Here is a 20,810-nt window from a genome sequence, read left to right on the forward strand (position 1 = left end):
TTTAAGGCAGCAAAAATAATGGAAAATACTTCAACCTGCCGTTTCTTAAAGCTATACCTAATCAAACAAGCCTACAACAGTCATCTAAACCGTCTATGAGCCATCTTTTTATGAGGATGGCTCATAGGTGGCTTGCAGGTGGCTTAATGGTAGCTTAGAGGTAGCTCAGCTGACAGGCAAATGACAAGGGCAAGTACCCGGCAACCCGGTTTGCATGCAGGTTGGCGCAATGCAAAACAGGCTTACTCCTGCAGTTCGCTTATCGCTGGGTGCGCGTGCGATTTCAAGAGTAAGCCTGTTTGGTGCCTGTCGGCGAATTTATACCTGGATGACCCCGGTCCGGAAGGGCTCTTCGACCGGCGCGAGGTTCGCGGCTTCGAGGCAGCGGGCGATGGTCTGGCGGGTATTCCGGGGATCAATGATCTCGTCGACCCATAGGCGCGCCGCGGCGTAGTAGGGCGTGGTCTGGCTGTCGTATTTGTCAGTGATTTCTTTAAGGAGTTTGGCTTCTGCTTCCGGAGTGATTTCCTGACCTTTTGCCTTTAGCGAGGCCACCTGGATCTGAAGCAGCGTTTTGGCAGCCTGTTCGCCGCCCATAACGGCGATTTTGGCGTTGGGCCAGGCGAAGATGAACCGCGGATCGTAAGCCTTGCCGCACATGGCGTAGTTGCCCGCGCCGTATGAATTGCCGATGATCACCGTGATCTTGGGCACCACGCTGTTGCTCACGGCATTTACCAGCTTGGCGCCGTCTTTAATGATACCGGAATGCTCCGACCGGCTGCCCACCATAAAACCTGTCACGTCTTGCAGAAAAACGAGCGGGATTTTTTTCTGGTTGCAGTTCATGATGAAACGGGCGGCCTTGTCGGCCGAGTCATTATATATCACCCCGCCCATCTGCATTTCACCCTTTTTCGTTTTTACCATCTTACGCTGGTTGGCTACGATGCCCACGGCCCAGCCCTCGATGCGGGCGTAACCGCAGAGGATCGTCTGCCCATAATCCTCTTTATATTCCTCAAACACGGAGCCATCCACAATGCGGGCGATCACCTCGCGCACGTCATAAGACCGGGAGCTGTCGGCCGGGATGAGCCCATAAATTTCATCGTCATTCTTTTCCGGTGCTACGGGTGTGATGCGGTCGAAGCCTGCGGTGGCGGGCTGACCGATGCGGGAAACGATATGCCGGATGCGTTCCAGGCATTCTTCGTCTGTTTTGAATTTGTAATCCGCGATGCCGGAGATTTCCGTATGCGTCACTGCGCCGCCCAGGGTTTCTGCGTCCACATCTTCCCCGATGGCGGCTTTCACGAGATAAGGGCCCGCCAGGAAGATGGAGCCGTTGCCTTCCACCATCAGTACTTCGTCGCTCATGATGGGTAGGTAAGCGCCACCGGCCACGCAGCTCCCCATTACCGCCGCGATCTGGGTGATGCCCATCGCGCTCATCTTAGCATTGTTGCGGAAGATGCGGCCGAAGTGTTCTTTATCGGGGAATATTTCGTCCTGCATGGGCAGGTAAACGCCGGCGGAATCTACCAGGTAGATGACCGGCAACCTATTCTCCATGGCGATTTCCTGCATGCGCAGGTTCTTTTTGCCAGTGAGCGGGAACCAGGCCCCCGCTTTCACGGTCATATCATTGGCAACGATCATGCAGAGCCGGCCGCTCACGTAACCGACACCGGCCACGGTACCTCCGGCCGGGCATCCTCCGTGTTCGGCGTACATCTCGTAAGCTGTGAAAGCGCCGAGCTCCATGAAAGTGCTGTTTTTGTCGATGAGTTTGGCGATGCGCTCGCGCGGGGTAAGTTTGCCGCGTTGGCGGACCTTCTCCAGGCTTTTCTTCCCTCCTCCCTGTTCGATTACGGCCAGCCTTTGTTTCATGGTGCTGACCAACAATTTCAATTGATCTTCGTTCCGGTTGAATTCCATTTGCTGTTTATCCATAATGTGGCGATAATTTCGTTAAATGTAAGGGAATACAGCATTCTGGCCAACAATCCCGGAAATCAATGCTTGCCCGCTTTTCGCATCGCGAGATTCCGCTGTTTCCGCCGCATGATCTTCTTTTCTGCTTTGGTTTCAGCGGCGAGGTTTGGCCGTTTGACCGAAATAAACGACTTGCAACCCAGCCAGTCAGCGCTAAGAGCGGAATTATTAAGAATAACTGCGTATTAGGATTTCCGGTATCAGTATCGTGGCCAGCAATTGTTTAAATTGACTTATCATGCCGAGTAACTAAAATGCAAAAGGTATAGTAATTGATTTTCAAGCCTAAAGTAGTGTTAAATTTGGAACAGAAGTGGCGCGAATGGAACATTAATTGCATGTATATCCAAAATCTAACCATATGTCTTTACCCGTAGTACTATCCGAAGCATTGCAACACATTTACCAGGGCCAACCCTGGCTCGACGTTACGCTGATGGAGCACCTCCAGGAAATGGACGCCACGCAGGCATCCCGCCGCTTCGATACTTCGCACAACATCTGGGAACTCGTCAACCATCTCATTTTCTGGCACCAGAACGTGGACCGCAAACTGAAAGGTGAAAAACCGGAGCAGGAAGGCGACCTTCCCGATTTCTATTTCCCGGAAAACCACGGCGATAACAACTGGCAGGCTACCCTCCTGCGGCTCGACCATTCCATCACCCATATGGTGGAAACCATCCGCAACTTCCCGGAAGAAAAACTCTGGTCCAACGTCCCTAACACGCAACACAACGCCTATTACTACATACAAGGCGTGCTCCAGCATGCCGCCTATCACCTGGGGCAAATCGTGCTGATCCGGAAATACGCTGATACTTAATGAAAAACGCCGCTAAAAAGCGGCGTTTCTAACTAGGAAATGGTTAAAAGTACCGTTACCGGTATCGTGAACGAAAATATATAATTATTTTAAAATGCAAAGCCTCCTTTCGCTGCGCCGGAAATGATTATATTCGGGTATAATTCCATGCCATGGTGCTCCCAACCCCATCCCGCGACCGGGTCTATTCCATCGACGTTTTACGCGGCATCGTCATGATCCTGATGGCGCTGGATCATGTCCGCGACTTCTTCCATACCGGTGCCATGACCTCCGACCCGCTCGATCCGGAAACCACCCATACCGCATTGTATCTCACCCGTTGGGTAACGCACTTCTGCGCGCCGATATTTGTTTTCCTTTCCGGGCTTTCCGTATTCCTCATGAACGGCCGCAAAACCAAAGCGGAAATCAGCAAATTCCTTTTAACACGGGGGCTTTGGTTGATTGTGGTGGAAGTCACCATTGTGTCGCTCGGGCTTTCTTTCAATCCGCTGTTCAGCTTGTTTTTCCTGCAGGTGATCTGGGCCATCGGGGTAAGCTTCGTGCTGCTGTCGTTGCTCGTGTTTCTGCCTTGGGGCGCCATCCTGGCGCTGGGCGCGGCTATTACCCTTTCACATAATATTTTGGACTTTTACGAAGCGCAACCCGGTTTCCAGCCAGGACTGCTGTGGGAGTTCGCGCATAAACGGACGTTCGCGCTGCACGAGGTTTTCCCCGGGCACCGTGCGATTGTCCTCTACCCTTTCCTGCCCTGGGTGGGCGTCATGATGATGGGATATGGCTGCGGGCGTTTGTTTGCGGCGGATATTTCATCCCGCATGCGGCAATCGGTGCTGGTAACTGTGGGTTTGGGTATGATCGGGCTGTTCTTTCTCCTGCGCGCCGTGAACGTTTATGGTGATCCTTTGCGTTGGGAAGCCTGGCATACGCTTTCCCAAACCCTCTTTTCCTTCTTCAATGTCCAGAAATACCCGCCTTCTTTGTTATACACCTGCGCCACCATCGGGCCGGGGCTCCTCGCCCTCGCCGCGCTCGAACATGCGCGCAACGGATTTACCGCCGTATGCAACGTGTATGGCAGCGTTCCTTTCTTTTATTACGTACTGCATTTCTACCTTATTCATGGCCTCACGGTCATCGCGTTTTTCGCCAGCGGGTACAATGCCTCGCAGATTGTGGACCCGCAAACGCCATTCCTTTTCCGGCCGGCGGACTTCGGATTCTCCCTGCCGGTGGTTTACCTCGTCTGGATCGGGGTTGTGGCTGCGTTGTACTTCCCCTGCAAGCGCTTTGCGGCGTATAAGCGCAATCGCCGCAAATGGTGGCTCAGTTACGTTTGACACCTATAATTCAAGCTCATAGCGTTCTTCGTACAATTCATGCCCCCAAAGACTGGCGGGCGTGGATTCCTTTTTCACAAACCCGCATTTTTTATACAACGCGGCGGCAGTCGTCTGCTGGTCGGTAGTCAGCAGGTAGACTTTTTTGAAACGCTGCGCCTTGCAGAATTCCATCGCCTGCTGCATGAGCGCCTTCCCCAACCCGATGCCGCGGTATTCGGGCCGGATGAGGAACCACCGCAGCTGCGCCTGCCTGCCTTCGCGGTGCTGGATGGCTACCACGCCAGCCAGCCGGCCGTGGCTCGTGGCCAGCCAGAGGCGGTCGCGCCGGGGATCTGCGTGCACCAGGTAATCGTGTATGGTTTCCATCACGTAGTGCTCGAAGCGGTGGTCGTAACCATATTCGGCCGCGTAAAGCTGTCCGTGCAGGGCGATGATATCCCCGATATCGCCGGGGCGGAGGTCAGTCCGGATATCGATCTGATCCAGCGTTACCTGGCCGCCAGGAGCGCCGAGGAGCCTGCGGAGCTCCCGCATGGATGCGGCGATGGTCTGATGGTGGGCCGGCGGCAGGTGCGACAGCATGTCGCGGATCTGATCGTCGGACAGCGTGCCCATCTTCACCATCAGCCGCCGGCCGCGTTCGGACAGGGTGAGGTACGACGAGCGGCCGTCTTCTGGCAACGGGTGTTTCAGCACCATGCCCGCCTTTTCCAGCTTGCGGAGGATGCGGCTGAGGTAACCCGCGTCGATATGCAATGCTTCGCGAATGCCCGTGGCGGTAGTTTGTTTGTTGAAATTGATTTCGTAGAGGACGCGCACTTCCGTGAGGGAATACTCGCTGTCGAAAATATGTTGCTGGAGCAAACCGAGCTGGGCCGTGTAGAAGCGGTTAAACTGGCGTATGTCGGCGATGATACCGTGATCAGACATCGGGCGGTTAATTTCCGGTAAAAATACAATCTTGCTTGCTTTTGTCAAATATTTTAGTTGACGGAAGCAAGTAAATAGTAGAACAGGTATTTCTACGCAAAACTTCGCGTATTTGCGCGTGGGCGATTCCTGGCTGAAGGGGATAATTTGCGGTCACAAGCATGGCGAATCACGCAAACGTGACCCGCGATATTAGTAGCATAATTTAGATTGAAGTGCTGATGGAGCCCGGATTGCCGGGCTTCTTCCTTTTCAGGAGGCCTGTTGCCGCCGCAGGAATTCCCCGGGCGAGAATCCTGTTGCCGCGCGGAAGGCGCGCTGGAAAGTAGGCTGGGAATTGAAACCGCATTCGTAAGCGATGCCGGTAAGGGTGAGGTGCTTGCTGGAAGGATCCAGCAGGCGGTTTTTCACGGCCTCTACCCGCCAGTTGTTGATGTATTCGTTAAAACCTTTGCCCATCTGGCGGTTCAATACGGCGGAAAGTGTTTTCACCGGAACGCCGATCCGGTTTGCCAACACCGCCGCGGAAATAGAGGGATCGAGGTACAGGCGGTCGGATTCCATAGCGTGCTGCAGGGCGCGGGTGCAGTCGAGGATTTCATCTTCCGTCAACTGATCGAAATACGACCTGGACTGCTGCTCCTGGGCGGCGTAAATAACGCGGGTACGGTGATAGGCCGAAAAGCCCATCCAGTAAATAAAAACCACCAGGCACACTTCGATCACCGTATACTGCTGCGCGCCCGTCACTTCGCTGAGTAAGGCAGCACAACCGTAACAACCCACAGCAGTGCGATAATACCCGTCACCCCGAGCAGTCTTTTCAGCCAACGGGCCGCCACATCCATTAATCCAATTTTTATTTTCCGGAAAGCGTGCAAAGCGCTTCCCCAGTAAGCGATAAACCAAATCACGGATAAGGGCTCGGCAATGCGGTCGAATGCGTGGCTCAGCCACACCCACCACTCCGGAAAAGGCTTCCCGATGGAATAGAGGCCCCAGCACGCGAGGAATCCCAGCCGGATGGTCAGGGCGGCGTACACGATGAGGAAATGGCGCCAGGGCGCGGAGGGCCTGCCCTCCTGCCCGAAAGAACGGACGTAGAGATATAAAAAAGGGCCTGCGGCGAAAATCAGGACGAAGGAAAAACACTCAAAAAATACGATGTTGGGATACAGTCCCGACGACCAGTTCAGCGTTTCGAAACCATTATAGGCGAAAACGAACATAAACCCGGCCAGCATCCGGTTCTGAAAACGGTTCTCCGTGCGGGTAGCCAGCAGGAAGATCCCGAAGAACAACGCCTGCAAGGCGCCCAGTAATACCAGGAGGGAAAACAAATCGATTTTCATGGCGATAACTCGTTCATTAAAGATAATCGCATTTTTTTAACCTCCGTCAAACGCCTACATTTGTTAGCTCCTTTAAACTGAAACCCATGAAGAAGAACATCGCCCATGTGCTGACCGGCAGGGCCAAGCAGATCACTCCGGAGGAAACTGTTATACAACCGCTTCCGCACAAGGATTTCCGGTTCGCCAATCCGTTTATCGTTATCCACCATATCGGTCCCGAAACCATTGCGCCCGGGTCCGCCATGCGCATCCACCCGCATCCGCACCGGGGCTTCTCTCCCGTTACATTCATGATTTCGGGGGAAGGTTATCATATGGACAATGCCGGCCACTCCGGCACTATTACCGACGGCGGCATACAGTGGATGTTCGCAGGAAAGGGATTGCTGCACAGCGAAGGCCCAACGAAAGAAATGCTGAAGCGCGGCGGCACCTGGGAGCTGATCCAGATCTGGGTGAATGTGCCCAAAGCCCATAAGTGGGACGATCCCTATTACCAGGCCGCCACCGCCGAAGAGCTACCCTTCGTGCTGGAACAGGATGGCGTCCGCCTCCGGCTGGCCAGCGGGGAGCTGGAAGGCAAAAAGAGCCCGATGAAGAGCTTTACGCCGATTACAGCCATCGTGGGCACCATTGCCGCGGGTAAGACGGTGAATTTGTCCGCCCGTCCCGGCGACCCGGCGCTGCTGTATGTTTACCGCGGACAGGTAATGGTAAACGGTACCGCGGCCACAATGCACCAATTGTACGTTTTCGATACCGAGGGCGATGAAATCGCGTTGACGGCCAGCTCCGACGCGGGCATTCTTTTCCTGACCGGCGAGCCCATCAATGAGCCGATTGCTGCGAAAGACAATTTCGTCATGAATACGGCCGGGGAAGTGGAACAGGCGCTGGAAGATTACCGCAACGGCGTTTTCGGTACGCTGCAATATTGATTCGCTCATCCAAACCCCACAAATGCGACCTACATTCATCCGCCAACTGGCCGACGAAGGACTGCTGAGCCAAACGGAGCGCCTCCGGCTGGAAGCGCAGCAAGGCAGCAGGTTGTTCTCCCTGCACTGGGAGCTCAAAACCCTGCTATACCTGGGCGTGCTGCTCCTCAGCGGCGGCCTGGGAACGCTCATCTACAAAAACATCGACACCATCGGCCACCAGGCCATTCTCGCCGTGATCGGGCTGCTGTGCAGCGCGTGTTTCTGGTATGCCAACAAACACAAGGCGCCGTTTACCTGGCAGAAAGCGGAATCCCCCAACGCCTGGTGGGACTACGTGGTATTGCTCGGCTGCCTGCTTTTCATTTCGTTTATCACCTACCTGCAAGGGCAATACGAAGTATTCGGTTACCGGCTGGGCAGCGCTACTTTCATCCCGATGGTGGTGTTGTTCGTCAGTGCTTATTATTTCGACCACCTGGGCGTGCTGAGCCTCGCCATTACGAACTTCGCGGCCTGGCTTGGGATCGCCATCACACCAATGCATATCCTCACCAACAATCCCTTCGGCCTGGAAAACCGGCTGATCAATACGGCGCTGATCGCGGGCGGAGTGCTTACGCTGGCGGGTTATGCCAGCACGCATTTCAGGAAGAAAGCGCATTTCTCGTTCACGTATTACAATTTCGACGTGCATATTTTCTGTATCGGCGCGTTGTCGGGGATGTTTTTCGCGGACGGCCTGCTGCTGCTGTATACGCCCGCGCTCATTGCGGCACTTATGTTTTATTACCTGCTGGGCATCCGGCTCCGGTCGTTTTACTTCTTGCTCGTGACCGTGGTTTACGGGTACATCGGCGCGGGGTACCTCGTTATTTTCACCCTCGTGCAGGGTTGGGAGTCGCTGGAAATGGGCGTCGTTTACCTGTCGATCCTGTATCTCATCGCCTCATCCATTTTTATGGCGAAGCTGCTCATTCATCTTAACCGCAAACTCAAGTCCGATGCTCATTTATAACACCGCGCAGCTCGATAACCGCCTGATCCGCCAGGATGCGGAAGATGCGGTAGATGCCGGCATGATCGCGCCTGAAACGGCGGAGCGGATTAATGCGGCGCATCCATATTCCCTTTATTCACCAAACATATTCGTGTGCATCGGGCTCATGCTCGCCACCATGCTGGTGGTGCTGCTGGCGGCCGGTTTGATTTTCCTGTTGATGGTCGATGGCGCACTGCGTTCCATCGAAGTATTTTTCATCGTCTGGGGCATCCTGGCATATGGTGCGCTGGAGTCCTGGATGGCGACGCACCGGCATTACCGCTCGGGCGTGGACGATGGACTGGAGTGGATGTCGGTATTGATGATCGGGATATCGCTGGTTTCGTTGATGGAAAACCAATCCCCTGTGCTGCTATTCGCCCTGCTGAGTGTTTTGGGCAGCTGGTTTACCGTCCGCACTTCCAATCCCGGCATTGCATTGGGCACCTGGTGCTGCGGGGTGATGCTGGTGGTGAACCTGGCGATCTGGTATTTGCCGGGAGCGCGTTACGCGTTGCCGTTTTTGATAATGGCGGTTGCGGGCACGGGGTATTTCCAATTCACCCGGATGCAGCGGCAATTCCGTTTCCGGCATTACGAACTGGCATTATCGGTGTTTCGGCTGGCTGCGCTTGCTACATTTTACCTTGCGGGCAACTATTTTGCGGTGCATCACGCGGGGCGGGAATTATTGGGGATGGAAGGTAGTCCCCCGCTCCCATGGCTCTTCTGGACATTATCGTTACTTTTACCGCCCGCTTACATCTGGATGGGGCTGCGGAAGAAGGACAGGATTCCCCTGGCAATGGGCCTCATCCTGATCGCCGCCGCCGTTTTCACCGTGCGGGCCTACCATGCCGTTTTGCCCCTGGAAGCGGCGATGGCTTTGGGTGGGATCGGGCTGATCGCCGTGTCGTACATCGTGCACCAGTATCTCAAAACCCCCAAACGCGGTTTTACCACGCAGGCCATGAACACCCGCAGCTTCGGCGCGGAGCAGCTGGAAGGGCTCATCGTCGCGGAAACGATGCAACATGCGCCACAGCCTGCGGAAACCACCCGCTTCGGCGGAGGCTCCAGCGGCGGAGGGGGCGCCGGCGGAGAATATTAACCAGCACTTAAAAACTGTGCATATGGATTTACAATTGAAAGGCAAAACCGCATTCATCAGCGGCAGCACCCAGGGAATCGGGTTCGCCGCCGCCAGGCTCCTTCTCCAGGAAGGCGCCTCCGTGATTATCAACGGCAGAACGGAAGCCCGCGTGGAAGAAGCCGTGCAGAAACTGAAAGACCTCGTGCCCAATAGTCCCGTTTCCGGCATCGCCGCCGATTTCAGCAAACTGGATGACGTGCAGCGGCTCATGGATAAACTCCCTTCCGTCGATATCCTCGTCAACAACGCCGGCATCTTCGAACCGAAAGCTTTCGAAGAAATCCCGGATGAAGACTGGTACCGATTCTTCGAAGTAAACGTAATGAGCGGCGTCCGCCTTTCCCGCCACTTCTTCCAGAAAATGATTGCTAAAAACTGGGGGCGCATCATCTTCATTTCCAGCGAATCGTCTGTCATGATCCCTTCGGAAATGATCCACTACGGCATGACCAAAACCGCGCAACTGGCCGTGAGCCGGGGGCTGGCGGAAAGGACGAAGAACACCGGCGTCACCGTCAATACGATCTTCCCCGGCCCCACCAAGTCGGAAGGCGTGATGGATTTCCTAGCTAAACTGGCCACCGAACAAGGTGTTACGCCGGAAGAAGCGGAGAAAAATTTCTTTAAGGACATGCGCCCAACTTCGCTCATCCAGCGATTTGCTGATGTGTCGGAAATCGCGAGCATGATCGCTTATATCGCCAGCCCGCTGTCGTCGGCCACCAATGGCGCCGCACTGCGGGTGGAAGGCGGCCTGGTGCCAACAATCGTATAACACTGGTATTTATGGGGACTTTTTACTATTTTGTTCCATCCAAATAATATCAGCGTTTATGAAAAAACTCTCCATGCTTCTCTTCGCGCTCGGCGCTGTGGCTCTGTTGTCGGCAGGTGTAGCTAAAAAGAAGAAAAAGTCATCTTCTTCGGCGATTCCATCACCCAGGCCGGCGTGGGCCCGGAAGGTTACATTACCCAGTTGAACGGCCTGCTGGAGAAGTCGCACGCCGGGCAGTATGAGCTCATCGGCGCAGGCATCGGCGGCAATAAAGTTTACGATCTCTACCTCCGCATGGAAAGAGACGTACTGGAAAAGAAGCCTGACGTAGTGGTGATTTACGTAGGCATCAACGACGTATGGCATAAAGCATCAAGTCGTACCGGTACGGATTTCGATAAATTCGGCGGCTTCTACAAAGCCCTCATCAAGAAAATCCAGGACAACGGCGCGAAGGTCATCGTCTGCACACCGTCTGTAATCGGCGAGAAACATGACGGCTCCAACGAACAGGATGCCGATCTCGACAAATACAGCGGCCTGATCCGCACGATCAGCAAAGAGCAAAACCTCCCGCTGGTGGACCTCCGCAAGGCTTTCCTCGATTATGAGACCGCCAACAATCCGGAGAATAAAGAGAAAGGGATTCTCACCACCGACCGCGTTCACCTCAATAAAGCGGGCAATGCTTTTGTGGCGGAGCAGATGGCGAAGGCGATCACGGGTTTGAAGTAACGAATCCAGCAGCATAAAGAAAGGCAGGCCTATCCGGCCTGCCTTTCTTTATTATTTAGTGAAATGCTTTATTCCGAAGGTTTCTTCAACCGAACCCCTTCCGCCACGGGCTCCCCGAAAACAGGAATTCCGTCTTTCGTGAAAGTAAAGCGCTGCATGCGGGGTGAGCGCTTACCGCCGCAGCCCCATCCGGGTTGGGAGTTGGCGTGGTAAAGGATCCAGTCTTCTTTGCCGTCGGGACTTTTGAAGAAGGAATTATGCCCCGGCGCCCATACTTTATTGGCGACAGAAGTCTTGAACAGCGGCTCGGGATGTTTGGTCCATTGTGCAGAATCCAGGAGGCTGCCTTTGCCGGAAAAACGGAGAAGGCCCAGCGCGTAATGGTCCGTCCAGCAGCCGCTGGCGGAATAAACGATCATGAGTTTCTTGCCATGGAACAAGGCCTGCGGGCCTTCGTTCACCGTTACTTTCTGACCGCTTTTCTCCCATTCGTGCTCTGGCACGGAAAGGCGCACACGTTCGGAAGAAATGGTCCAGGGGTTTTTCATTTTCGCGATATAAATATCCTGTTGTTTGTCGACATCACCTTCCCAACCCGACCAGATCATATACAATTCCTTTTTGTATTCGAAAATATCCGCATCAATCGCCCATTTGTTGGTAGCGTCGGTAACCTGGCCTTTGAAAGTCCAGGTGCCAGTCATGGGATCGGGCGAAGGGTTTTCGAGGACGTACATGCGATGTTGCGCGTTTTTACCGCCGGTGGCGGCGAAGTAAGCGTACCATTTGCCGCGGAGGAATTGCACCTGCGGCGCCCAAACATCTTTCGACCAGGCGTTGTTTTCCGTGGGCTTGTAGATCGTGGTGCGCTGGGCGGACTGCAGATCTGTGAGGCTGCGTGTTTTCCATAACACTACGGAATTGGCGGTGGTATGTGTGTAATAATAGTATCCGTCCTTGTAAAAAGAATACGGATCGGCTCCGGAAGGGAGCAGTGGATTGGTGAACGTGGAATCCTGCGCGTGGGCGAAAAGCATGGCCTGAATGAGCGTCAGGGTCAATAAGATGGTTCTCATGCCGCACAAAATAAAATATCCCTTTCAATTCTTTTTTACTACTTTCGGGTACGTACACGTACAGCTTAATTTTCATGAAAGCGAAACAACCAGAACAGCCGAACGGCGTAAAGGAAATAGCGCGCCGGGCTAAGGTATCGATCGCCACGGTGGACAGGGTGATCCATAACAGGTCAGGCGTATCTGCCAAAACGCGGGCGCGGATCGAAAAGATCATCCAGGAACTGAATTACCAGCCCAACATTATCGCGAGCCGGCTGGCGTCGCGGAAAATATTGAACCTCGCGATCCTCCTTCCTGCCGTTACCACCGAAACCGCATATTGGGAAATCCTGCTGGCAGGTGTCGGGCAGGCGGAAGAAGAGATCCGTCAAATGGGTGTGCGCATCGAACGCCACTTCTTTGATTTCAACGACCGCTCTTCTTTTCCCAAAGCCGCGAAGCAATTGCTGAAGAATCCAGTAGATGGGGTGTTGCTGGCGCCGCTCTTCATTGACGAAGCCACGGAATTCTGCCGTGAACTGCAGGAGAAAAATGTTCCTTTCGTTTTTATCAACTCTGGCATCCCCGGGCTCGACAGCCTTTCCTATATCGGCCCCGAACTGTTCCGCAGCGGTTATCTCGCAGCACATCTCATGTCTTACTGCCTGGCGCCGCAAGATAAAATCATGGTGGTGAACATGACCCGCCAGATCGAAGGCATTCATCCCCTGTTACGGAAGGAAGAAGGATTCAGGGCGTATTTCGCGGAGCAACCGGAGCGCATCGTGAAGGCGGATGTGCGTGAAAGCAGTGATGCTACCGTGGAGAAAAAGCTGGCGGAAGCGCTGGCGGCGGATCCTGCCATAAAAGCCATCTTTGTGACCAGCTCACGCGTGCGATACGTGGCGCGATACCTGGAAACCGCCGGGAAAGGAGATATTTTGGTCATGGGATACGACTTCCTCCCCGATAACGTGGCATGGCTCCAGAAAGGCATGATCGATTTCCTTATCTGCCAGAAACCCCAGGAACAAGCCTATCGTGGCATCATGACGCTTTACCAGCACCTCGTGCTGGGCGCGCCGGTCGAAAAGGAGTACTTCATGCCGATCGACATCATCACCCGGGAAAATCACATGTATTACAAAAATTAGAGCAAAGCGGCACTGTCTTTGTCGAGATACAACTCCGCATGCGGATGCGTGCGCAGGATCGTGCTGGGATATTGTTCGCTGACAGGCGCGTGCAATGTATGCCGGATCGCTTCCGCTTTTGCGGGACCGGGCACCATGCAGTAGATGTATTTCCCGCAAAGCAGCGCCGGAACCGTCAGCGTCAGCGCATGCGTGGGCACTTCTTCCAATGTGGCGAAACAGCCGTCGTTCACCTGTTGCCGGCGGCAGGCATCGTCCAGGTCCACCACCTTCACCAACACCGGATCGTTGAAATCCGCTACATGCGGATCGTTGAACGCGATGTGCGTGTTCTCCCCCACTCCCATACAAACGATATCGGTTCCGCCATTCAACAGTTGTGCGTAGCGCGCGCATTCGGCCGCGGCATCGGTGGCTTGTCCGTTGAGGTAATGCACCGCGCGGAAAGGCACCTGGCCAAACAGCCGTGCTTCCAGGAAATTGCCAAAACCCTGGGGCGCATCGGCGGACAGCCCGAGGTATTCGTCCATATGAAAAGCGAGGATGCGATGCCAGGGGATGGATGTATCTGCGCGTAACGCTTCGAGGAATTCCTGCTGCGAAGGCGCGGCGGCGAAAATCATGCTGATGTGTTCCTGCGTTGCAAGCAGGGAATGTATGCGATGGGCTACCGCAGCCGCCGCGGCAGCGCCCATCCGGCGCCTGTCCTCAAACTGGTGTACGTTGATTCGTTCAAATGTATGCATATGTTGACAGGTTTTCTTGCCGGACGGCGCTCTGTGGCTGCCGCAGCGTTGTGGTAGAATTATTGGTTTCAGTCTGATCGCGGTTCCGTCAGTACAGAGCGCGCCGTGTTGCTACGGTGGCGGATCTCACCGTTGATGATGACGGTGTCGATATGAATATCCGCATCGAAGAGCAGGATGTCCGCATCCTTACCCGTGGCCAGGGAGCCCTTCGTCCCGGAAACCTTCATAATGGCCGCGGGTGTGCTGGTCATCATACGAACGGCATCCGCAAGCGGCACGTCGGCCAGCCGCACCATATTGCGAACCAGCCGGTCGCAGGTGGCAACGCTTCCCGCAAAGGAGGAACGGTCGGGCAGTTTGGCGACATCGTCTTCCACGATCACTTTCAGGCCGTTTCGCCGGTCGCCCAGGATGCTTTCGCCCGGCGGCATGCCCGCGGCGCGCATGGCGTCGGTGATGAGGGCGGTTTTCTCCGGGCCTTTGAATTTGTATACGAGCTTGAGCAAAGCCGGCGGCAGGTGAACGCCGTCGGCGATGATTTCCACGGTCATATCGTCGAGCAGGAACGCGCTTTCGATGACGCCGGCGTAGCGGAAGGCATTCCGCCGCGTAACGCCTGACATGGCGGAATACAGGTGTGTGGCGTGGGTGTATCCATGCTCCCATGCATCGAGGACTTCCTCATAGATCGCGTCAGTGTGGGCGATAGCGGGTAAAATGCCTTTCGATCGGAGGAACGATCCGAACGCCAGCGCTCCCGGCAGTTCGGGGGCGGCGCTCCAGCGTACCACGGCATTCGTTTCCGCCAGAACGGATGCGTATTCGGCGGGATCAGGGTTGCGGATGAACCGTGGATCCTGGGCGCCGCGCTGGTTCATGGCGAAATAAGGCCCTTCCAGGTGCATACCGAGGAACGACGCTCCTTTCGTGTTGCGGAGATGCGCTGCTTCATATGTGCGCACGGCATGCCGGAGGCTTTCAGTGTCACTGCTCAGCGTGGTGGGCACCATCGCCGTGGCGCCGTAACGCATATGCGTTTCCGCGACTGTAAGGAAATCGGCCACACTACCGTCCATAAAGTCGCTGTCGCCCCCGCCATGCACATGGATATCGATGAACCCGGGCGAGATGTAAAGCCCTTGCGCATCAAGTACCTGCGCATCAGATGCGGGTATATCGTCTTCCGACACGGCCAGGATGCGGCTGCCCTCCGTCAGCACCGTGCCGCCGTTGATGACGCGGTATGGGGTGATGATCCTGCCGTTGACGATTTTAATTTTCCGATAGTTCATACGACTGCTTTGACGATACAGGTGTGCGCGTCCATTTCCAGCTGCGGACCAGGTGGCCGTAAAACGCGTAGTACATGAGATACCCATAACAGGGTAACAGTACCCAATAAGCGCTGCGCTCTCCCGCTATATCGGCGAAATATCCGTACACCAGCGGCAGCACCGCGTTGCCGCAAAGCCCCATGATCAGTACCGACGCGCCAAGTTTTGTGAACCGGCCCAGCCCGTCGAGCGCCAGCGGCCAGATGCCTGCCCAAACAAGTGAGTTGGCCAATCCCAGCATCACCACGAACCAGATGGAAATATCCGCTTCATGCCCGAAAACACTGACCATCCCCCGCATATACACGATGCAAACGGTGAGCACCGCTCCCAGCACTGTACAAAACCGCAGTGCGTTTACCTGTTTCACGAATTTGGGTATCAGGAGAATGCCGATGAAATACCCCACAATCGTGGCGCCCAGGGTATACGACGGAAACGCTTTGGCTTCGAGCAAAGGAATGCCCATCGATCCCGCGTAGGAAATGATGGTGTCGATGGCGATGACTTGTGTGCCTACATGCAGGAAGATCGCCACGGCGCCGAGGATCAGATGCGGGAAGTCGAAAATGCTCTTCCTGCCCCTGTTCACCGCTGCCGTTTCCCGGCTTTCGTTTTCGGTATTGATTTCTGGCAAGGGGGAAAAGCGTACCATGAGCCCCAGCGCGAATAATACGGTCCCCAAAACGGCATAAGGAACCATTACCCGGCGGATAAACGCGTCCAGCACTGCGGCCCTTTCGACGGGGTCCAGGGATGGAAGGGTGCGCTCCAGGTCGGTATCGGTAACGCGTAGTATGACTGCCGCAAAGATAAGCGGGGCGATGATCCCGGCGAATTTGTTGCAAATCCCCATCACGCTGATGCGTTGCGCGGCGGATTCCTTCGGACCGAGGATCGTGATATAAGGATTGGCGGCGGTTTGCAGCACGGCCAGCCCGACCCCCAGGGTGAAAAGCCCCAACAGGAAAAGCGGGTATGCGCGCATGAGGGCGGCAGGTACGAAGAGGAATGCCCCCAACGACATCGCCCAGAAACCAATCATCATCCCCTTCTTGAAACCAATCGATTTCAGCAGGTACGATGACGGAACCGACATCACCAGGTAAGAAATATAGAACGCAAATGTCACCAGGTACGACTGCAGGCTGGTAAGCTCGCAGGCGATCCTGAAATAGGGAATCAGGATGGCGTTCACCCACGACACGAAGCCGAAGATGAAAAACAACATCCCGATGATAAGGATGGAAATCCGCGTGTCGCGGCGGCTCAGGGAGCCAGGGTCTACCATTCCGGTTGGTGTCCGCATAGGCCGGTTTTACGGGTTTAAACTGTCGGTTCCCAGCCAGGCTGGTACGTTCGTTTCCATAACTTTTGCGCTTCCTTGTTGTTTTTGATCCTTCCGTTGGAGGGATCGGTATGCAGTGTGCCGCCTGTGCGCAGGGCGATGTTGCCCAGCTGGCAAAGCAACGTGCTCTGGTGGCCACTGAGGATATCGCTGTTGAGCGGCGCGCCTTTGCGGATGCCGTCGAAGAAGTTCTGGAAGTGCAGCGCGTCGAGGGCTTCAGCCGGATTGGTGAGATTGCGCGCATCAATTTTCAAATCGTTTTTCACGTCTTTCACCACTTTGCCATCCAGGTCGTAAATGGTGTAAGCGTTGCCGTCGATCATCAGCGAGCCCTTATCTCCGTAAAACACCACACCTACCGTATTTCCTTCCAGCGGCTTGCCGTTGCAGCTCCTGCCCTCCCAGGTCATGCTCGAATTGTTGTCGAATTCGAGATTGATGACCTGCGTGTCCGGAGTTTCCCAGTCGTCTTCGTACCGGTAGCGCCCGCCGGAAGAGGTTACGCGGACAGGATACTCCACGCCCATGCCCCAGCGCAGCAGGTCGATCATGTGGGTGCCGTTGTTGAGGGCCTCGCCGGTTCCCCAGTTCCAGAACCAGTGCCAGTTGTAATGAATGAGATTATCGCGGAACGCCTTGCGGGGTGCGGGGCCTTGCCAGAGATCGTAGTTCAGCCATTCGGGAACGGCGGCTTCTTTGCCGCGGCCGATGGACTTGCGGTTGTTGGTGTACCATCCTTTTCCGAAATACGCGCGGCCGATGACGCCGTCTTTTAATTCCTGAATGCCTTTGATGACATTGGGCCAGGAACGGCGCTGGTTGCCCATCTGGATGACGGTTTTGTATTTTTTCTGTGCCGCCACGAGCAATTCGCCTTCGTGGGGATTGTGGCTGCAGGGTTTTTCGAGATACACGTGCTTCCCGGCTTTGGAGGCCAGGATGGCGGCGGGAGCATGCCAGTGGTCCGGAGCGGCGATCACGAGTGCATCCATATCCCTTTGCTCCAGGGCTTTCCGGAAATCCGGAACATCCGAAGGTTTCCTCTTTTGGATTTCCTCCACTTTGGCGATGCACTTCAGCGAAGCGCGGCTGTCGACGTCGGAGATGGATACCACCTCACAATTGGGTTGCTTGGCGAAGTTCTGCGCCAATGCCAGTCCGCGCGCATTCACGCCCATTACTCCTATTCTCACGCGCTCGTTGGCGCCCAGGACGGAAGCATAGCTTTTGGCGCTGAATCCCGGGAGGATACCGCCTGCGGCGATTATCGCCGAACCTTTCGCGGCTTGTTTTAAAAATGTTCTGCGTGATTTTTCCATAGCGGGAATTATTTTAGATAGAAGATGTTTTGCGTTTGCGTTTTTTCGCTCTTTCGAACATGGAGGCCACGGTAACCGCGGCGCCTTTCCGGCGCTTGCTTTCGTCGGCCGCGTCCATGATGGCGAGGATTTCTAGCGTTGCTTCGCGGGTAACGGGAGAAACGCCCGTTTTGAAGAACTCCGCTACGCGCAGCAGCAAAGGTTCGTAGCCTTTGTAAGGCCCCAGTTCCACGATACCTTTTTCTCCGAAGGCTTTTCCGCCATAATCCTGCTTTCCGCTGCGGATGCCCCGGAAAGTACCGATCCTTCCGCCATCCCACACGCCTACGACCAGATCGGTATCGGCGGTAGATGTCCGGGAAACCGAAACGCAGCCGGTGCCCATCACGGTGCAAAGCGTTTCCACGCCATGAATGCCGTACCAGTACAGATCCGGGTGCGTTTTTTCGAGGGCGCATGGACTGTATGCTTCAGCGCCCAAAACTTTCCCGATCGAGCCATTGGAGACGGCTTGCGCGGCTTCCATGTAACGGAGGGACGACGCGGAGAACACGGCGGCGTTATGTTTTTCGGCAAGGTCGAATATTTCGATGGCTTCCGCGAGCGAGGCGGTCATAGGTTTGTCGATAAACACTTTCTTCCCGGCTTTGATGGCGGGAAGGGCTTGCCGGAGATGGGGGCGCCCGTCGTTGGATTCCACCATGACGACATCGGATTTGGCGAGCAGGTCCTCCATCGAGGAAACGAATTCCACGTTGAGCTTTTTCAGTTCTTCCGGGTAACCCGGGAAACGTTTCTGGTTGTTTTCGATATCAGGACTTGCCTCCGGCAATGCGGCAACGATGCGGAAGCCTTCCAGTCCGGGAGAAGGAACGTCCTTATTGAAGCTTTTGGCAAAGGCGACGGCGTGCGAGGTATCACAGCCGATGATCCCGATGCGGATGGGGTCGGCGGAAAGGGCCATGGCGCGGAGCGGTCGGCTGGCGGTGAGGCCCGCGCCAATCCCGGCGGCGGTCATGGTCTGGAGGAACTGTCGGCGGTCATAACGTTGTTTCATGGCAATATCTTCAATTTTTTTAGTGTTTTGACGGTTGGATAATCGCTTGGCTGATGCTGGTTTCCGTAAAGTCGGGTACGTACCCGTAAATACTGCTTTAATATGGTTGCACGAAGGCAACCTGTCAGGATGCGCGCCGAGGATAAAGGCAGTCGCATGCTGTAAAATAGGCAAACATATTTCAAAATGCAAGGGAAAGGGGGCAGAAAAAAATAATTTACCTTTCTGCATATATTATAGTCTATCCCCTGCCCCAACCTACTGAGGACAGAAAAATATTTGCATTTTCCGGAATTGAAATGTACTTTCGGGTACGTACACGGTAATTGATCCACGTCACTTTAGAACGCACGGCTACATTGGAATCCACGCCTCGTGTACGCACCCGTAAAACAACAACCAGATCAGAATAAAAAAATACAGGTTTATGGAAGAATCAACAGCCACCGCGCACCCATCCGCCACTGCTCCCGCCACCAGCCGCGGGAAAGCATGGTTGCAGGCCATCGGGCCGGGGCTTATCACGGCCGCGCTCGTGTTCGGCCCCAGCAAAATCACGATTACCTCCATGATGGGCGCCCGTTACGGGTACAGCTTATTGTGGCTGGTGCTGGTCGCTATTTTCTTTATGATTGTTTTCGCTGTTATGAGCGCCAGGGTCGGTATCGCCACCAACGAATCCGTTTTAACCACCATCGGCCGCAAATGGGGCAAGGGCGTACGAACGGCCGTGGGTGTGGGCGTATTCCTCGTCTGCGCATCCTTCCAGGCGGGTAATTCCATTGGTACGGGTATCGCCATCGGCGAAGCCACCCATACAAGCCCCAATATCTGGATCATCATATTCACCATGACCGCCATCGGTATGCTGTTTTTCCGCAGTTTCTACAAATCGATGGAAAGGATCATGATCGTTCTCATCGCCCTGATGCTGCTCGCCTTCATCGCTACCTTCATTTTTACCAAGCCTTCGGTGTCGGGTATGGCGGCCGGATTGGTGCCCGTGGTGCCGGAGGGCTCGCTGCAGCTGGTGATCGCTTTCATGGCATCCTGCTTCTCCATCGTAGGCGCTTTGTACCAATCCTACCTCGTGCAGGAACGCAAAAGGCTGAACCCGGGTGTTAAACAAACCGGCCGCGAAACCATTCCGGGCATGGTGATCCTCGGCGTCCTCGCCGCCATCGTGATGGTATGCGGCGCCGCTGTCCTGAACACCCGCAATATTGAAGTCACCAAAGCCACGGATATGGCCGTAGCGCTGGAACCCATCTTCGGGAACTTCGCCTCCGCCCTCTTCCTTTCGGGCCTCTTCGGCGCTTCCTTTTCTTCTGTTATCGGCAACGCCGCCCTCGGCGGCACCCTCCTCGGCGATGCCCTCGGCTATGGCGGCACTCTGCAATCCGGTATGGTCCGTTTCTTTATCGGGGTAATCATGGTTATTGGCGCCGTGGTAGCCATTTCTTTCGGGAAGCTGCCGCTGGAACTGATCGTGCTGGCACAGGCCGTTACGATCTTCGTCGTGCCTTTCATCGGCGTGGCGCTGTACCTGATCGCGAACGACGAAAAAATCATGGGCCCCATGAAAAACCCGCCTTTCATTAAGGTCGTGGGCGCCATCGGGCTCGTTATCATGGCATTGCTGATGATCAGCAACATCAAAACTTTATTCTTTTCCTGACAACATTGCAAACAA

At 55.1% G+C, this 20,810-nt stretch carries 19 protein-coding genes; 9 read left to right on the forward strand and 10 right to left on the reverse strand.

Going from position 1 to position 20,810, the window contains the following annotated elements; all coding sequences use genetic code 11:
* Positions 1-318: 318 nt before the first annotated feature.
* Positions 319-1,956, reverse strand: coding sequence for a carboxyl transferase domain-containing protein (locus WJU16_RS00470; protein ID WP_341836359.1), 1,638 nt, complete (start codon positions 1,954-1,956; stop codon positions 319-321).
* Between the two features lie 403 nt (positions 1,957-2,359).
* Here WJU16_RS00470 and WJU16_RS00475 point away from each other — a divergent pair, with 403 nt between their 5' ends.
* Positions 2,360-2,824, forward strand: a complete 465-nt coding sequence (locus WJU16_RS00475) for a DinB family protein (protein ID WP_341836360.1) — start codon at positions 2,360-2,362, stop codon at positions 2,822-2,824.
* Positions 2,825-2,976: 152 nt separating this feature from the next.
* Positions 2,977-4,167 (forward strand): heparan-alpha-glucosaminide N-acetyltransferase domain-containing protein, encoded by a 1,191-nt coding sequence (locus WJU16_RS00480; protein WP_341836361.1) that lies wholly within the window; start codon positions 2,977-2,979, stop codon positions 4,165-4,167.
* Between the two features lie 3 nt (positions 4,168-4,170).
* On the opposite strand, the gene WJU16_RS00485 is transcribed toward WJU16_RS00480, so the two are convergent.
* The 3 genes from WJU16_RS00485 to WJU16_RS00495 all read right to left on the reverse strand — a co-directional run bounded on the left by WJU16_RS00485 (position 4,171) and on the right by WJU16_RS00495 (position 6,452).
* Positions 4,171-5,100 carry a bifunctional helix-turn-helix transcriptional regulator/GNAT family N-acetyltransferase gene (locus WJU16_RS00485; protein ID WP_341836362.1) on the reverse strand — a complete coding sequence of 310 codons (930 nt, stop codon included), beginning with the start codon at positions 5,098-5,100 and terminating at the stop codon, positions 4,171-4,173.
* Positions 5,101-5,352: 252 nt separating this feature from the next.
* A complete protein-coding gene (locus WJU16_RS00490) occupies positions 5,353-5,850 on the reverse strand; it encodes a helix-turn-helix domain-containing protein (protein WP_341836363.1) in 498 nt (165 codons plus the stop codon).
* Positions 5,847-6,452 carry a hypothetical protein gene (locus tag WJU16_RS00495; protein WP_341836364.1) on the reverse strand — a complete coding sequence of 202 codons (606 nt, stop codon included), beginning with the start codon at positions 6,450-6,452 and terminating at the stop codon, positions 5,847-5,849. The genes WJU16_RS00490 and WJU16_RS00495 overlap by 4 nt, the downstream gene beginning before the upstream one ends.
* Positions 6,453-6,538: 86 nt before the next feature.
* Here WJU16_RS00495 and WJU16_RS00500 point away from each other — a divergent pair, with 86 nt between their 5' ends.
* From WJU16_RS00500 to WJU16_RS00520, 5 genes are all read left to right on the forward strand, one after another.
* Complete coding sequence (locus tag WJU16_RS00500) at positions 6,539-7,393, forward strand: pirin-like C-terminal cupin domain-containing protein (RefSeq protein ID WP_341836365.1); 855 nt, start codon at positions 6,539-6,541, stop codon at positions 7,391-7,393.
* A 22-nt stretch (positions 7,394-7,415) separates the two neighbouring features.
* Positions 7,416-8,411 (forward strand): DUF2157 domain-containing protein, encoded by a 996-nt coding sequence (locus WJU16_RS00505; protein ID WP_341836366.1) that lies wholly within the window; start codon positions 7,416-7,418, stop codon positions 8,409-8,411.
* Positions 8,398-9,546 (forward strand): hypothetical protein, encoded by a 1,149-nt coding sequence (locus tag WJU16_RS00510; RefSeq protein ID WP_341836367.1) that lies wholly within the window; start codon positions 8,398-8,400, stop codon positions 9,544-9,546. The genes WJU16_RS00505 and WJU16_RS00510 overlap by 14 nt, the downstream gene beginning before the upstream one ends.
* A 22-nt stretch (positions 9,547-9,568) precedes the next feature.
* Positions 9,569-10,363 (forward strand): SDR family oxidoreductase, encoded by a 795-nt coding sequence (locus WJU16_RS00515; protein WP_341836368.1) that lies wholly within the window; start codon positions 9,569-9,571, stop codon positions 10,361-10,363.
* A gap of 174 nt (positions 10,364-10,537) precedes the next feature.
* Entirely contained in the window at positions 10,538-11,098 is a 561-nt protein-coding gene (locus WJU16_RS00520; protein WP_341836369.1) for a GDSL-type esterase/lipase family protein, read from the forward strand.
* Between the two features lie 68 nt (positions 11,099-11,166).
* On the opposite strand, the gene WJU16_RS00525 is transcribed toward WJU16_RS00520, so the two are convergent.
* Positions 11,167-12,174: a glycoside hydrolase family 43 protein gene (locus WJU16_RS00525; RefSeq protein WP_341836370.1), complete on the reverse strand. Its 1,008-nt coding sequence runs from the start codon at positions 12,172-12,174 to the stop codon at positions 11,167-11,169.
* Positions 12,175-12,248: 74 nt separating this feature from the next.
* On the opposite strand from WJU16_RS00525, the gene WJU16_RS00530 reads away from it, so the two are divergent.
* Entirely contained in the window at positions 12,249-13,310 is a 1,062-nt protein-coding gene (locus WJU16_RS00530; RefSeq protein WP_341836371.1) for a substrate-binding domain-containing protein, read from the forward strand.
* Here WJU16_RS00530 and WJU16_RS00535 read toward each other — a convergent pair.
* The 5 genes from WJU16_RS00535 to WJU16_RS00555 all read right to left on the reverse strand — a co-directional run bounded on the left by WJU16_RS00535 (position 13,307) and on the right by WJU16_RS00555 (position 19,117).
* Positions 13,307-14,056 carry a glucosamine-6-phosphate deaminase gene (locus WJU16_RS00535; protein WP_341836372.1) on the reverse strand — a complete coding sequence of 250 codons (750 nt, stop codon included), beginning with the start codon at positions 14,054-14,056 and terminating at the stop codon, positions 13,307-13,309. The genes WJU16_RS00530 and WJU16_RS00535 overlap by 4 nt on opposite strands.
* A 68-nt stretch (positions 14,057-14,124) precedes the next feature.
* Complete coding sequence (gene nagA, locus WJU16_RS00540; protein WP_341836373.1) at positions 14,125-15,351, reverse strand: N-acetylglucosamine-6-phosphate deacetylase; 1,227 nt, start codon at positions 15,349-15,351, stop codon at positions 14,125-14,127.
* Positions 15,332-16,702, reverse strand: a complete 1,371-nt coding sequence (locus tag WJU16_RS00545) for a sugar MFS transporter (RefSeq protein ID WP_341836374.1) — start codon at positions 16,700-16,702, stop codon at positions 15,332-15,334. Before WJU16_RS00545 ends, nagA begins: the two co-directional genes overlap by 20 nt.
* A gap of 17 nt (positions 16,703-16,719) precedes the next feature.
* Positions 16,720-18,060: a Gfo/Idh/MocA family oxidoreductase gene (locus tag WJU16_RS00550; protein ID WP_341836375.1), complete on the reverse strand. Its 1,341-nt coding sequence runs from the start codon at positions 18,058-18,060 to the stop codon at positions 16,720-16,722.
* A gap of 13 nt (positions 18,061-18,073) precedes the next feature.
* Complete coding sequence (locus WJU16_RS00555) at positions 18,074-19,117, reverse strand: Gfo/Idh/MocA family oxidoreductase (protein ID WP_341836376.1); 1,044 nt, start codon at positions 19,115-19,117, stop codon at positions 18,074-18,076.
* Positions 19,118-19,544: 427 nt separating this feature from the next.
* Here WJU16_RS00555 and WJU16_RS00560 point away from each other — a divergent pair, with 427 nt between their 5' ends.
* Positions 19,545-20,795: an Nramp family divalent metal transporter gene (locus WJU16_RS00560; protein ID WP_341836377.1), complete on the forward strand. Its 1,251-nt coding sequence runs from the start codon at positions 19,545-19,547 to the stop codon at positions 20,793-20,795.
* The last annotated feature ends 15 nt before the right edge of the window (positions 20,796-20,810 follow it).

It is taken from the genome of Chitinophaga pollutisoli (genome assembly GCF_038396755.1).
GTDB lineage: Bacteria > Bacteroidota > Bacteroidia > Chitinophagales > Chitinophagaceae > Chitinophaga > Chitinophaga pollutisoli.